The organism is Armatimonadota bacterium (genome assembly GCA_020354555.1).
Lineage (GTDB): Bacteria > Armatimonadota > Hebobacteria.
In genome coordinates this window covers 1,945,480-1,958,127 of record CP070648.1, presented here as the reverse complement: position 1 = coordinate 1,958,127, position 12,648 = coordinate 1,945,480, and the positions used below count along the sequence as shown (strand labels likewise).

Here is a 12,648-nt window from a genome sequence, read left to right as displayed (position 1 = left end):
GGCGTCACACCTGGAACCCGACGCATCCGCAGCAGCGGTTTGTTGACGTGAGCGACGGGAAGGTCGGACTGGCGATCATCAATGACGGCATGAGGGAGTACGAGGTCACCGATACGCCCGACCGCACCGTCGCCGTGACGCTGCTGCGCGCGTACGAGGTGGCGCTGACGACGGTGTCGTGGCGGTGGGAGCGGCATCCCGAGATGATGCTGTCGCAGAGCCCGGGCGAGCACGAGTTCCGCTACCGGATCTACCCGCACGCGGGGCCGTGGTCGCACAGCGACGTGTTCGAGGAAACCGAGCGGCTCAACGTGCCGGTCGAGCTGGCGCAGACCGCGCCGCACGCCGGCGAGCTGCCGAAGGAGATGAGCCTGCTGCGCCTGGAGCCGGCGGCGCTGGTGCTGAGCGCGGTCAAGCGCGGCGAGCGGAGCGACGCGCTCGTCGTGCGCGCGTTCAATCCGACGGATCACGCCTTGCTCGGGCGCATCACGTTGTTCCGCCCGATTCGCGCCGCGCGGCTGACGAATCTCAACGAGGAGCCCGACAGCGAACTGACCCCGGAGGCCGGGCCGGCGGGCGGCGGAGCGGTGACGTTCGACGTCGGGCCGAAGAAGGTGGCGACGGTCGCGCTGGAGGTCGGGTCGTAAGCCGCTGATGCGTGCCCGCCTATGGCGGGAACGCGGAGGCGCGCGGAATGCCGGACAGGCTCAGCGATATCCGCAGACTCGTCCGCCATAGTCGGATGGCGCAATGATCGCCGCCTCGTTGGGTGGCCCAATCACCGGTTCTCGACCCGCACCGTGCACTCCGCGCTGGCGCCGTTGCCCGCCAGGTCCCAGGCGTGGACCGTCACCGTGTACTCGCCGTCGGGCCAGATGCGCTTGCCGTCTTCGCCGCGTGCCGTGGTGTCCCAACTATGCAGCGCGTCGGCCGGCTCGATTATGCCGTCGCCGTCACTCTTCGTGATGCGCAGGAAGTGATAGCGCGGAAAGCCGTCGGGGTTTTCGAGGAACCGCTTCTTCTCCTCGTAGGACAGGTAGAGCGGCCGCGTCTGCTTGGCGTCGGCGAGTTTGCCGCGCTGGTCGAGCGCGAGCTTCTGCAGGGCGTACCGCACCGGCCCGGTGATGGCGAACGTCACCACCGGCACACCCCAATTGCATCCCGTATCGGTCGCGCCGTCGGCCATGCCGACGATGACGTCCACCTTGCCGCTGACGACCGCCCGGCCGCCCGCGCCGGCCGGGAACTCCTCCAGCGTCCCGTCCCTCACGAAGTGAAAGGGCTCGAGGATCAGCGGCGCGAGGGCGTCCTCGTACTCGAAGAAGAGCAGCGGATCGAGCAGGCTCGTCGTCTCGACCTTGCCTTCGGCCGTCCTTTCGAAGCGCACGTAGTGCAGATGCAAATGATCCACGCCGGGCTTGTCGCCGACGGAGAACTTGACCACCGCGCCGAGCCGCTGCCCTTGCTCGACGTAGTCGCCGGCCTTGAAGGTGTAGGTGCCCGGGTCAGCGTGCGTGTAGCACCAGCCCTCGCTGCCGTCCTTCTGCGGCGTGACGATGAAGAAGCAATGCGTCTTGCCCCAGTCCGGGTAATTGGTTGCGACCGCCGCGACGTAGCCCGAATCCACGGCGGACACCGGCGTGCCGGCGGGCTGGATGAAATCGAGGCCGCCGTGAATGTACTCGTCGGTCGGCTGCTGGTAGTTGTTGAAGACATTCTGCGCGCGGAAATCCCCGGGGAACGGCCACGGCAGCCGCTTCTCCGGCGTCGCGACGCGCAGCGGTGGCGGCTGCGCCGCATCGCGCAGGAGGATCTCCTGCTCCTTGCGCGGCGCCGCCGCGCCCGGACGCGTGGGTGCGGGTTGCGACGGCAGCGCGGTCCGGAACTCCCCGCGCATCGCCTGGCCGATGACGTTGCGCACCTGCTCGCTCGACTCGTTTCTCACGGCGTAGCGGAGCGCGCTGATCGCCGTGGGCGAATCGAACTTGCCCAGGGCGCCGGCCGCCGCCATTCTCACTCCGACCGCCGGATCCTGACGCAGTGACCGCGCGAGGACCGACACGGTGCGGTCGTCGCCGATGTCGCCGAAGAGGATGCCGCACTGCACCCTGAGGTCGAATGTGTCAGGCGTCCTGCCGCGCAGGTACTGCGTCGCGAGGGTCAGGATCAGGTCTTGTGTCGCGGCATCGCTGATCTGGAACTTGCGAATGAGCCCGTTGAGGCCGGCGTACTTGTGGTAGCCCGGCTGGGGGCGGAGGACGGTCTGAAACAGGGTCTCGACGTCGGCGCTGCGGAGCTGTTGGTCGGTGTACATGCCCGTACCGGGCTGCGCGGGGGCGGTCGCCGCGACGCCCGGGGCAGGGCCGGGCGCGCAGATCAACGCGCCGACCAGGAGCGTGACGAGCGCCGCCTGAATGCGGCCGCGGCCGCGACGGGGCGAGCAAGCGTCCATGGGTCACCTCCTCCGAAGTCGCAGGGCCATCCGCAGTATCAGACATCCAAACCGGGGCAAGAGTTCCACGTCGCCCCGCGCCGTCCTGCGCGCTTCGCGCGGATCGTGGCGCGGGCGTCCCGCATTGGAAAGGGATGCCCTCCGAATGCCGCGAATATGTGGGCGCTGCGTGCTCCCGCGTCGGTCACACCATGACCATCTGGCAAGCCATCATCCTCGGCATCATCCAAGGGCTGACCGAGTTTCTCCCGATCAGCAGCTCGGGGCATCTCATCCTCGTCCCGTGGCTCTGGCAGTGGGAGATCTTTCACCATCCCGAGCTGAACAAGACTTTCGACGTCGCGCTGCATTTCGGGACGTTCGTCGGCGTCGTGCTGTACTTCCGGCGCGAGGTGGTCGGGCTGGTTCGCGGGTGGCTCGGCAGCATTGCGCGATGGAGTCTGCGGGACGATCCGTATCGCAAGCTGTCGTGGCTCGTGATTATCAGCACCATCCCCGGCGCGGCGGCGGGGGTGCTGTTCGAGGATGTCATCGAGCAGCGGCTCGGCGCCCCGCTCATCATCGGGCTGCTGCTCGTCGGCGTCGGCGTGTTGCTGGCGGCAGCGGAATGGGCGGGCAAGCACCGGCGCGGGGTCGAGGCCGTCGGATGGGGCGATGCGGTTATTATCGGGCTGGCGCAGGCGCTCGCGTTGGCGCCGGGCACGTCGCGGGCGGGGATCACGATAGCGACCGGGCTGTTCGCGGGCTTTAGGCGCGAGGCTGCGGCGCGCTACTCGTTCCTCATTTCGATACCCATCATCGGCGGCGCGGCGGCGGCGGAGGGGTGGGATTTGATCGGCGCGGGGATACCCGCGGGAATGGCGTGGCCGTTCGTGGTCGGCGTGCTGAGCGCGGCGGTGAGCGGCTACGCGGTCATCAAGTTCTTCCTCGCGTATCTCGGCCGCGGGACGCTGTACCCCTTCGTGGCATATCGCATCGCCGTGGGCGCGCTCGTCGTGTACCTCGCCTCGCGGGCGATGCTGTGACAAACCCCCCGCGCGGCTACGAACCGCGCTCCCTGGACTGCCCTAGCTTGACAGGCCGCAAGCCGGCTCCATATACTCTCCCTCGTGTTAATGTCGCGGGCGGGGCGCGCGTTGCTCACAATTTGATCGGGAGGAATTGACTGGTTGATGCCAGCGAAGACGAACAAGACGACGGCGAAGTTCGAGACGAAGACGAAGGGGCAGATCGGGGTCGCGATTATCGGGGCGAGCATCGGGCGCGCGCACCTCAGCGGGTACCGCAAATCGCCGGATGCGAGGATCATCGGGGTGTGCGACCTCGACGCCGCGCGCGCGCAGGCAGCGGCGGCGGAGTTCGGCGCGGAGCGCGTGTTTACGGACTACCGCGAGCTGCTGAAACTCGACGAGCTTGACGCGGTGAGCGTGTGCCTGCCGAATTACCTGCACGCGTCGGTGACGATTGACTGCCTGCGGGCTGGCAAGCACGTAATGTGCGAGAAGCCGCTCGCGATGAACGCGCGCGAGGGCGAGCGCATGGTGGCCGCGGCGCGCGAGGCGAAGCGCCTGCTGATGATCGCGCTCAACAACCGCTTTCGCGGCGACACCGGCGTGCTCAAGCAGTTCATCGCGAAGGGCGAGCTGGGGCGCATCTATTTCGGCAAGACCGGCTGGCTGCGCCGCAGCGGGTGTCCGCGGGGATGGTTCGGCGTGAAGAAGATGTCGGGCGGCGGGCCGCTGATAGACCTCGGCGTGCACATGCTCGACCTCGCGTGGTACCTGATGGGCAAGCCGAAGCCGGTGCGGGCGAGTGGGCTGACGTACAGCGAGATCGGGCCGAGCGACAAGGGCGGCTACGGCGTGGGCCACGGCGCCGGGAAGTTCGACGTCGAAGACCTGGCGGTGGCGCTCGTCCGTTTCGAGAACGACGCGGCGATTCAGCTCGAGGTCAGCTGGGCGAGCCACATCGAGCGCGACCGCACGTTCCTCGACATCTACGGCACGGTCGGCGGGGCAAGCCTGGAGCCGCAGTTGCGCATCTTCACGGACAAGCAGGGCGTGCATATTGACATGGCCCCCGCGGCGCCGAACGTGTCCGGTCACGAGATGGAGGCGATCCATTTCGTGGAGTGCATCCGCGGGCGCGCCGAGCCGATCGCGCCGGGCGAGGACGGGCTGACGGTGCAGCGAATGCTCGACGCGATTTACCGCTCGGGGAACACGGGGAAGGAAGTCGCGATCGGGAGGTAGCGCGGGCGCGGCCGGAGGCTGCGGGCAAGCCTCTTCCTGGTAGGGGGCGGAGTCCCGCTTCGTGGTGCCGGCCGGATACGCGCCGCGTCGGGCAATGGCAGATGACACAGAAGCAGGGGCACAGCGTCGCTGTGCCCCTGCGTGTTGTAGAGACCGCTCTCGCTGCGGGCTCACTGCGCGGCGTCGCGGGCGCAGCGGAAGCCGATGTCGACGCCCTTCTTGAAATACGCTGAGTAACTGCGTGCGGCGCAGCGGAAGGACCTGGGTTCGCCATTGCTGAAGGCGCCGCCGCGCACGACGCGCAGTCCCAGGGGGCTGCCCTGAGGCGGCGCGAGGTCGCCTGCGCTATAGCGCTCGTAGACCTTGCGCTGGTACCAGTCCGCGCACCACTCCGACATGTTGCCCGCCATGTCGAAACAGCCCCACGGGCTAAGGCCCGAGGGGTAGGAGGCCACGGCGGCCGGGCCCTCGCGTACCTCGTTGTGGCTGCCGGCCCACTCGAGATAGAATAACGCGGCCGCGTCGCGCCCGGCATACCGGCGGCCCGTGAGGAGTTCCAGGTTCCGGCAGCGCTTGGGGTCCCACTGGAAGCCCCACGGGAAAGTGCGGCCGTCGCCGCCGCGCGCGGCGCGCTCCCACTCGGGTTCGGTCGGCAGACGGCCGCCCGCCCATTCGCAGTACGCCTTGGCATCGTCCCAGTCAATGTGCGCCACCGGGTAGTCCTCGAGGCCGGAGGGGATGTTGGTCTTGGCCCAGTGCTCCGGCGGGAAGCGGTTGGTGGCCAGAACGAATTGCTGGTATTGGGCGTTGGTGACTTCGGTGCGACCGATCCAGTAGCCGTCGAACTGGATGCGGCACTGCGGCTGTTGATCAGCGAACCAGTCGAACTGGTCAATGGGATGTGCCCCGAGCCACTTCTCGATCTCGGCATTCGAGCTGCCCATGGTGAACTCGCCGGGGGCGATGTATACCATCTCCATGTCATCCTTGGGGTTGACCCAGACGTCGCACTTCTGCGGGTCCGCGGGCGGCTCGGGCGTGCGCCAGACCACCGCATTCGGGTTGCCCACGGGCGTCGCGGAGACGGGTTCGGCCGGGCGCTCGTCCTGAGCCCCGGCGACGCCCGCCGCCAAGGAAACCATTACGAGCATAGGGATGAGTGAGCGTATTGCACTCCGCATTCAGCGTCCTCCTCCTTGCTGGACTGCTTCGTCCGCTCAGCGGCTGAGCCGGACGAGGTTACCTTTCCATTCGACTGCGAATCCGAATGCCTCCGCGAGCACGCGCAGCGGAACGTACGTGATACCATTGATCGCGCGCGGGGCGACCGGCCATCGAGCGCTCTTGCGCTGTCCATTTCGGGCGACGACGACGACAGCCTGTCCGGCGGTCATCGCGACCGAGCGCGAGTCGAGCGAAGTCACGATCCGACCGCGACGGTCCCACTTCACCGCCGCGCCCAGGCTTTCGAAGGCGCGCACCGGGATCAGCAGCGATCCTTCTCTGGTGATGGCATCCACGTAGAGCGCGGTGTCGTCGAAGCGCAGGGTCACGCCGGGCCGGCGCTGCCGGCTGGCTGTGCCTTGCACCTCGCGGATGTCCAGGCGCAGGGACGCCAAGCCCCACTCGCCTTCAGGCGCCACGGCGCCGTCCTTGGTGACGACGATGATTGCGCCGGCCTGGTGATAGGCGTCGTTCTGGTGCGACCGTGGGATGCAGACGAGTTGCTGATAGCGCGTGAATGCGGTCGTCTTGCCGACGTGCCACGGGGTCGAGTAGGCAAAGCGCGAGGTCGTCGTGTCCACGGGCACCCAGCCGAAGCCGGGCACGTAGAACTCGGCCCACGCATGGCTAGAGACTGACCCGTCTTTGTGCTGCGCGTTGTGGCCGTCAATCTCGCGTGCGGGGACGCCGGCGGATCGGCAGAGCGCGACAAACAGCCTCGCCTGGCCTCCGCAGGCTGCCTTGCGCCGCACCAGCGCGGAGTGGCCGCTGCCATGGCCGGTGGCGCCGTAGCGGATGTTCTGGCGCATCCATTGGTATATCGCCCGGGCCTTGGCGAAACTGCCTTTCCTGTCCGCGGTGATCTTGCGTGCGACTTCCGTGAGTTCGGGAGTCCCCGACCAGTTGACCCTCGCCTCGCCCTCGGACTGGTCCGACAGGAACCGCGCAACTGCAGGCGAGTAGTCAGGCGCCCCCGGCGCCTCGCGCTTCTCTGCGTGCTGCAGCGCCATCTTGGCGACAGACACGGTCATGCGCAGCGATTGCTCCCGCCGCTCTCCGGGCAGCATGCGCCCCGCCACGGCGCGCACCCACGCGTTGCCGTCGCTGTCGTAGAAGCATTCGATCAGAGGCAGACGCGAGGAGTGAATGACGGCTCTCTGCCAGGGCGTCGTGGGATAGACCAGGATATCGAACAGCACGTCCTGGGTGGCGCGGGAGATGTTCTGGACGGTGAAATCCACTTCGGCCTCGTAAGTCTTAGCGGCGCCCCACTCAGCGCCGTCCGCGGGACACGAGTGCGGGCGCATCGGGAAAAGGCACGGCAGCTTCGGTCTCGCGATCGGCTCGAGGCGATGCGGCTGGGGCAAGGGGATGTCGCTCCAGCGGTTGACCTTGACGAAGTCCCCGTAGGGGATGATGGTTTCTGTGGCGGCGGGCGTGGCGGGTGGCTCGCGCGTCGCGCCGGACGCAGCGTCGGCCGCACGTGGTACGCTGCCATTCCACGCAATCGTCGCAATCGAGGCCGCCAGTGTTAGTGCGAGGACTGGAGAGCGCATGCTTGGTCGAATGGCGAGTGCTCTTGATCTGGGCTTCGTGCTGCTGTGGAAGAGGTTCGCGCCGCGGCGCCGGTTCACCTTGTCGCCAAGCGACCGCGGTGCCGGCGCGCGCTCTTCACGCGCGCGCATGGCGTGCAGGATATGGGCACCCCAAGCGCAGTATCAGTAGACCAGGCTATCGGGGCCTGCGGGTAGCGCGGGGCTACGGCAATACCTGGCGCCGCGTGATCGTTGGGCGCCGTCGCGATGTGCTCGTCGCGGCAACCCTTTCCAGGGCAGTGTGACGCTATGAAAGATGTTTATCGCTTGTTCTGTCCGTCGTGCCGCGCGGAGCAGGACGCGCAGGTAACGCGGTGCGCGTCCTGCGACGGCTTGCTCGGGGTGGCGCTCACGCGCGCCTTGGCCCCCGGGGAAGGGCATCCATTCGGCGGTGTCCCGGGGCTGGGTGCAATGTGGCTGTCGAATCCGGTGCTGCCGATTGCGAACGCCGATGCCATCGTATCCCTGGGCGAGGGCGGGACGCCGTGCACGCGGGCGGCGCACCTGGGCGCCGACGCGGATGTCGCAGTGTGGTTCAAGAACGAGGCGGCGAATCCCACGGGGAGCTTCAAGGATCGCCAAGTATCGGTTGGGATTTCGCATGCGCTGGACGCGGCCGGCGGCGCCGGGGCGCAGCATGCGGTGTCCCGACAAGAGAGAGGAGACGCGCAGTTCTACGTCGTGTCGTCGGGGAACGTGGCGGCGGCGGCGGCGGCATACTCGGCGCGGGCGGGGGCGGAGTGCTGGGTGATCGCGGCGGCGTGGGCGTCGGCGGCGAAGCTGCGACAGGTGCAGCTGTGCGGGGCCCACGTGGTGCGGGTCGAGGGCGATTCGGCGGAGCAGTTGTTCCGACTGGCGGAGGAGGCGGCTGCGGAGTCCGGGTGGCATTCGCTGTCCACGGCGGCGCGGTCGGACCCGTTCAACATCGTCGGGGCGCGGACGATCGCGGGAGAGATCGTCGAGCAGATGCCCGCGCCGGACTGGGTCGTCGCGCCGGTCGGGGGCGGCGGATTGCTGGGGAGCATTTGGCAGGGGTTCCAAGACGCGGCGCGCCTGCGACAGGAATTGAAGCTGCCGCGTTTCGCGGCGGTGCAGGCCGCGGGGTGCGCGCCGTTCGTGCGCGCGGTCGAGCGGGAGTGGTCGGCGGAGCAGGCATGCGCGAATCCGTGGCAAGATGCGCACACCATCGCGGGCGGACTTGCGGATGACATCCCCTTCGATGCTCACGTGGCGCTGCCCGCGGTGCGTGAGTCCGGCGGCCTGGCGGTTGCGGTGAGCGAAGAGGACATCACGCACGCGCAGCGGCTGCTCGCCGAGCGCGAGGGGTTGTTCATCGAGCCGTCGGGAGTGGTCAGCGTGGCGGGGATGCTCGAGTTGATCACGGACGGCCGCATTGCGCGCGGCGACACCGTGTGCTGCTTGCTGACCGGCAGCGGGCTCAAGGATCTGGCGAGCATCGCCGACCTGCCCGAGCCGCCGGTGATCGGGGCGGAGCTGACGCAGTTGCGGGGATTGGTCACAAGCACGGCGGAGTAGGTCTGACTGGACTCGATGTCACCGTTCGCGGGCGAGGATCAAGGCGGCCCACTGGCCGGAGCCGGGTGCGCGAAGCCGGACGTTCTGCTTGCCCGCTAACTGCGTCGGCTGCGTCCACCGGCCCGCCTCGATGTCGCACCAGCGCAGTTCGAGTTCTCCGGCGGCGCCCCGGAGTGAGAGCCGGGCGATTCCGCCGTCGGGGAAATAGACCGCGTATTGCGCAGCGGGGTTGGCGAGGCAGTACGCCTCGTCGTCCTGTGTATCGGCGAGCAGATCGGGGCGCGGCTCGCAGCGGAAGAGGTCAATGGCGCCGGTGACTTCGCGGGCGCTCCTGATCATCCGCTGCGCCAATTCGCTGAGGCCGAGACCGGAGTCCGGCCGGTGGAAACGCGCGGACGCCGCCCCCGCGAAGATGTTGCGCCAGAACCGCTCGACACCGTCGCGGGAGTTTCCGAAGCGGCCGGTGTCGGCGCCGTAGATCTTGACGTTGTTGAGCGGGCGCGGCGCGTCGGCGATGCTGCGGCGCACCCACAGGGCGCGGTTGCAGTGCGTCTGCCCACGCTGGTGGTTGTTCTGCGAGATCTCGACGAAACTGTAGATGTCGGGGTGGTCGCGGGTCGCGCGGTGTTTCGCATCACGGAGGTCCCATGGATCCCACATCTCGGTGGTGTGGACTTTCCTGCCGCTCTTCGCCGCGGCGTCCCGGATGTGCTTCGCCCAGTACATGCCCCATTGGGGCGTCACGGCTGTCTCGTTGTCCATGCAGTACAGCACGTGGTCGTGGCGCAGCGAATACGAGAGCAGCTTGTCCACAAACCGCTGCTGATACTTGAGGACGGTCTGCTGGTTGTTCTCGGCGGGGACGGACCAGAAGAAGCTGTTCTCGCACTCAAGCGGGTGACTGTCCACCTTGGTCGGCAGGGCGGTCTCTTCGGCGGTATAGGTCGAGTTATTCCTGGGGTTGAACGGATTGCGATCCCAGCAGTCGCGGTAGAAGTCGAACGTCGCCCACACCTCGATCTGCACGATGATGTCGCGGCGGTGGGTTTCATCGAGAGAGGTGGCGAAGCGGCGCCAGTACTCCTCGTCCCACTGATCGAGATCGTAGAGATCGCCGACTTTCCTGAACGGCCACTCGTTGCCCTCGTCGCGGGCGGACATGGTGCAGCGGACATAGTTGCCGCCGGCGGCGGCGAGGGTGTCGAGGTGCTCGGCCAAGTTCGGGATCTGGAACAGGTTGTCTTCGACCGACCCGCCGAGGAGCAGCACCGGCTTGCCGTGGTACTGCCAGTAGTGGGGATTGGCGGGGTAGATATCAATCCCATTATCGCCTGCGCGCGCGGCGGCCCGCGGAGTTGCGACGCCGAGCATGAGGCCCATCATCGCAGCCGCCAGCACACACGTGTGACCCATTCCACATCCACATATGCGCACGCTCTCGGAACTCATGCCATGCATCTCCGGAGACGATTTGCGGTGTGATTGTGCGCGGACTGTGCTGCGAGTTGAGTTCTCTATGCCGGGCGCCCGTCCTGCCAGCGTGTCGCGATGGCCGCGTGGGGTGGTGGGCAGATACGGGCACGACGAGAGCAGCGGGTAAAGGGGTTCCCTACCGCGTGCGCGAGGCTGCCCAGGGGCGCGTGCTACCCCGCGGGCGCGGGCCCGCCGGCGATCATGCGCTCGGGGCGGCCGTTGGCGTAGACCGCGATAACGTTGGTGAGCTTGCGGCCGGGCCGGACGATGGTGCTGCCGCGGTAGTAGAGCGCGGCGGACGTGCCGCCGTCAAGGGCGACCGCGTCGCGCGCGCCGAGCGCCTTCATGATCGCCGCCATGCGCGTTAGTGTGACATGCTGCGGGACGGCGACGAGGAGCAGCTTGTTGTTGGCCTTGATGCCGGCGGCGGTGCGGCGGGCGTGGCGGTAATGGCCGGGGTCGGTGAAACCTTCGGCCCACGGCGCCACGGCGTACTTGCCGTCTCTGACCAGGGTGGGGCCGGCGAAGATACCAGTCGAGTACTCCGACCAGTCCAGCAGCTCGCCCGCTTTGGTCGGCACCAGCACGGCGCGGTTATCGCGCGTGATGGCGAGGGTGGTCCCGGTTTTGACGGGATAGAGCAGCTCCCCATCGCACACCAAGTTGCCGATGGGCAGGAGGCACTTGACGCCGAAGAACGTGCCGGTGATGGCGGCGTCGGGCGTGGTGCGGTGAATCATTGAGGAGAAGGGCTCCGCGCTGCCGATGCCGTCGCGGGCGAGCGTCAGCGTCACCTGCACGTCGCGGTCGTTGAGATTGACGGTGACGACGTGAGCGCGGACGCCGGCGACGCGCCGGATCTCATAGCCGACGGAACCGGGCTGCGCGCTGGAAGGCATAGCTACGCCAAGCAGGCCGTAGGACGCGGCCGCGAGCACCCCCACTGCGAGGTACTTTCCTTTCATGCCCGACCACCTCCGCGCAGGCAGTGAGCACCGGCGCAACTCCTCCACCCAAGCGTGTGTCTTTCACGAGACCCATATTACTTATACCCGCTAACGTTGCCGGCCGCAGGGGATGGATGTTGCACGAGCGTCGCAGTAGTGCTGAAGGGATATGTTTTCTAGACTTACGGCCGATATCTCCACGGATTCACAACCACGCACATGCACCCCTTACGCCGAGAAGCGCGGGGCGCGATGCCGCGTCTTAGCCTCCTGGCCGGGCGGATTGGACGCGCCTCTCTTCGTCAGGTGACCGGTTTGGGGTTGACGATCCGGGCGTCTGGAACAGGTTCAATGGCACGGATATTGCGAGCACCGATCACCTGTTGGGCGGTCGGCGGGGGCCGCGGTGGAGGCTGGGCGGAGAGGGCAATGGCGAGGATCATCACGTTCGAGCACTTCATTGGTGACGGGCGCGAGGCGGGAATGGAACGTCTCGTCGCCAACTTCAACCTGCAGAATCCCGATGTCACAGTTGACGCGCGCACGCTGACCGAGAGCATCAGCGACGACGCGACGGAGCGGCTCGGCCTGCTCCCGCCGTACCTGGGCAACAGCTTGCCCGATGTGGTGATGGCCTACGGCGAATTCGTCGCCACCCTGGCCGATCAGGACCGCATTCGTCCGCTCGATGAGTTCATCGCGGGCCCCGACGGCATAGACACCTCGATCTTCGCTGACGGTGTGTTGGACACGGTGCGCTATCGAGACCACATCTGGGCGCTGCCCATCGAGGGCAATCCGTACGCGCTGTTCTGTAACCTGGCGCTGTTCGAGCGCGCCGGTGTGCCCGCGCTGCCGAAGACGTGGGGGGATGTGTTCCAGGCAGCGGTGATGCTGACGGCGGACACGGACGGCGACGGGCAGACCGATCGCTACGGTTACACGCAGTGTTCGTTCCAGGTGCCGCTGCTGATGTGGCAGGCCGGCGCGGAGCTGGTGAGCGAGGATTTGACGCGCGTGACCTTTGACAGCGAGGAAGGTGCGCAGGCATTGAAGTACCACGCCGACCTGCGCACATACAGCCCGCCCCACGTGGACTTCGAGCGCGGCGACGTGGGCATGAAGCTGAGCATCATCGAGAACTACTTCTCCGGCCGCTACGAGCACCT

Annotated in this window: 10 protein-coding genes; 5 read left to right on the top strand and 5 right to left on the bottom strand. The window is 67.5% G+C overall.

Translation table 11 applies throughout. The features are described from left to right. Positions 1–647: hypothetical protein (locus JSV65_07995; protein UCH36284.1), on the top strand; the 647-nt coding region annotated here is incomplete at its 5' end. A gap of 131 nt (positions 648–778) precedes the next feature. Here the strand turns inward: JSV65_07995 and JSV65_07990 are convergent. Continuing rightward, positions 779–2,452: a HEAT repeat domain-containing protein gene (locus tag JSV65_07990; GenBank protein UCH36283.1), complete on the bottom strand. Its 1,674-nt coding sequence runs from the start codon at positions 2,450–2,452 to the stop codon at positions 779–781. Positions 2,453–2,643: 191 nt separating this feature from the next. On the opposite strand from JSV65_07990, the gene uppP reads away from it, so the two are divergent. Together uppP and JSV65_07980 are read left to right on the top strand one after the other, a co-directional pair. Further along, positions 2,644–3,477, top strand: a complete 834-nt coding sequence (uppP, locus tag JSV65_07985) for an undecaprenyl-diphosphatase UppP (GenBank protein ID UCH36282.1) — start codon at positions 2,644–2,646, stop codon at positions 3,475–3,477. 147 nt (positions 3,478–3,624) lie between these two features. After that, positions 3,625–4,704, top strand: coding sequence for a Gfo/Idh/MocA family oxidoreductase (locus JSV65_07980; GenBank protein UCH36281.1), 1,080 nt, complete (start codon positions 3,625–3,627; stop codon positions 4,702–4,704). A gap of 170 nt (positions 4,705–4,874) precedes the next feature. Here the strand turns inward: JSV65_07980 and JSV65_07975 are convergent, their stop codons facing one another. Both JSV65_07975 and JSV65_07970 read right to left on the bottom strand, forming a co-directional pair. Then, positions 4,875–5,885 (bottom strand): SUMF1/EgtB/PvdO family nonheme iron enzyme, encoded by a 1,011-nt coding sequence (locus JSV65_07975; protein ID UCH36280.1) that lies wholly within the window; start codon positions 5,883–5,885, stop codon positions 4,875–4,877. Between the two features lie 36 nt (positions 5,886–5,921). Next, positions 5,922–7,484, bottom strand: coding sequence for a hypothetical protein (locus JSV65_07970; GenBank protein ID UCH36279.1), 1,563 nt, complete (start codon positions 7,482–7,484; stop codon positions 5,922–5,924). A gap of 288 nt (positions 7,485–7,772) precedes the next feature. On the opposite strand from JSV65_07970, the gene JSV65_07965 reads away from it, so the two are divergent. After that, a complete protein-coding gene (locus JSV65_07965) occupies positions 7,773–9,059 on the top strand; it encodes a pyridoxal-phosphate dependent enzyme (GenBank protein ID UCH36278.1) in 1,287 nt (428 codons plus the stop codon). Positions 9,060–9,077: 18 nt separating this feature from the next. Here the strand turns inward: JSV65_07965 and JSV65_07960 are convergent, their stop codons facing one another. Next, a complete protein-coding gene (locus JSV65_07960) occupies positions 9,078–10,472 on the bottom strand; it encodes a hypothetical protein (protein ID UCH36277.1) in 1,395 nt (464 codons plus the stop codon). A 230-nt stretch (positions 10,473–10,702) separates the two neighbouring features. Further along, a complete protein-coding gene (locus JSV65_07955) occupies positions 10,703–11,497 on the bottom strand; it encodes a phosphodiester glycosidase family protein (GenBank protein ID UCH36276.1) in 795 nt (264 codons plus the stop codon). A 411-nt stretch (positions 11,498–11,908) separates the two neighbouring features. Here JSV65_07955 and JSV65_07950 point away from each other — a divergent pair. Next, positions 11,909–12,648, top strand: a 740-nt coding sequence (locus JSV65_07950) for an extracellular solute-binding protein (GenBank protein ID UCH36275.1), incomplete at its 3' end; no start/stop codon positions are given.

Excerpts from the sequence above, each read along its gene's own strand:
- uppP (UCH36282.1), top strand. The coding sequence starts at position 2,644 with ATGACCATCTGGCAAGCCATCATCCTCGGCATCATCCAAGGGCTGACC.
- JSV65_07955 (UCH36276.1), bottom strand. The coding sequence starts at position 11,497 with ATGAAAGGAAAGTACCTCGCAGTGGGGGTGCTCGCGGCCGCGTCCTAC.
- JSV65_07960 (UCH36277.1), bottom strand. The coding sequence starts at position 10,472 with ATGGGTCACACGTGTGTGCTGGCGGCTGCGATGATGGGCCTCATGCTC.
- JSV65_07975 (UCH36280.1), bottom strand. The coding sequence starts at position 5,885 with ATGCGGAGTGCAATACGCTCACTCATCCCTATGCTCGTAATGGTTTCC.
- JSV65_07990 (UCH36283.1), bottom strand. The coding sequence starts at position 2,452 with ATGGACGCTTGCTCGCCCCGTCGCGGCCGCGGCCGCATTCAGGCGGCG.
- JSV65_07965 (UCH36278.1), top strand. The coding sequence starts at position 7,773 with ATGAAAGATGTTTATCGCTTGTTCTGTCCGTCGTGCCGCGCGGAGCAG.
- JSV65_07970 (UCH36279.1), bottom strand. The coding sequence starts at position 7,484 with ATGCGCTCTCCAGTCCTCGCACTAACACTGGCGGCCTCGATTGCGACG.
- JSV65_07980 (UCH36281.1), top strand. The coding sequence starts at position 3,625 with ATGCCAGCGAAGACGAACAAGACGACGGCGAAGTTCGAGACGAAGACG.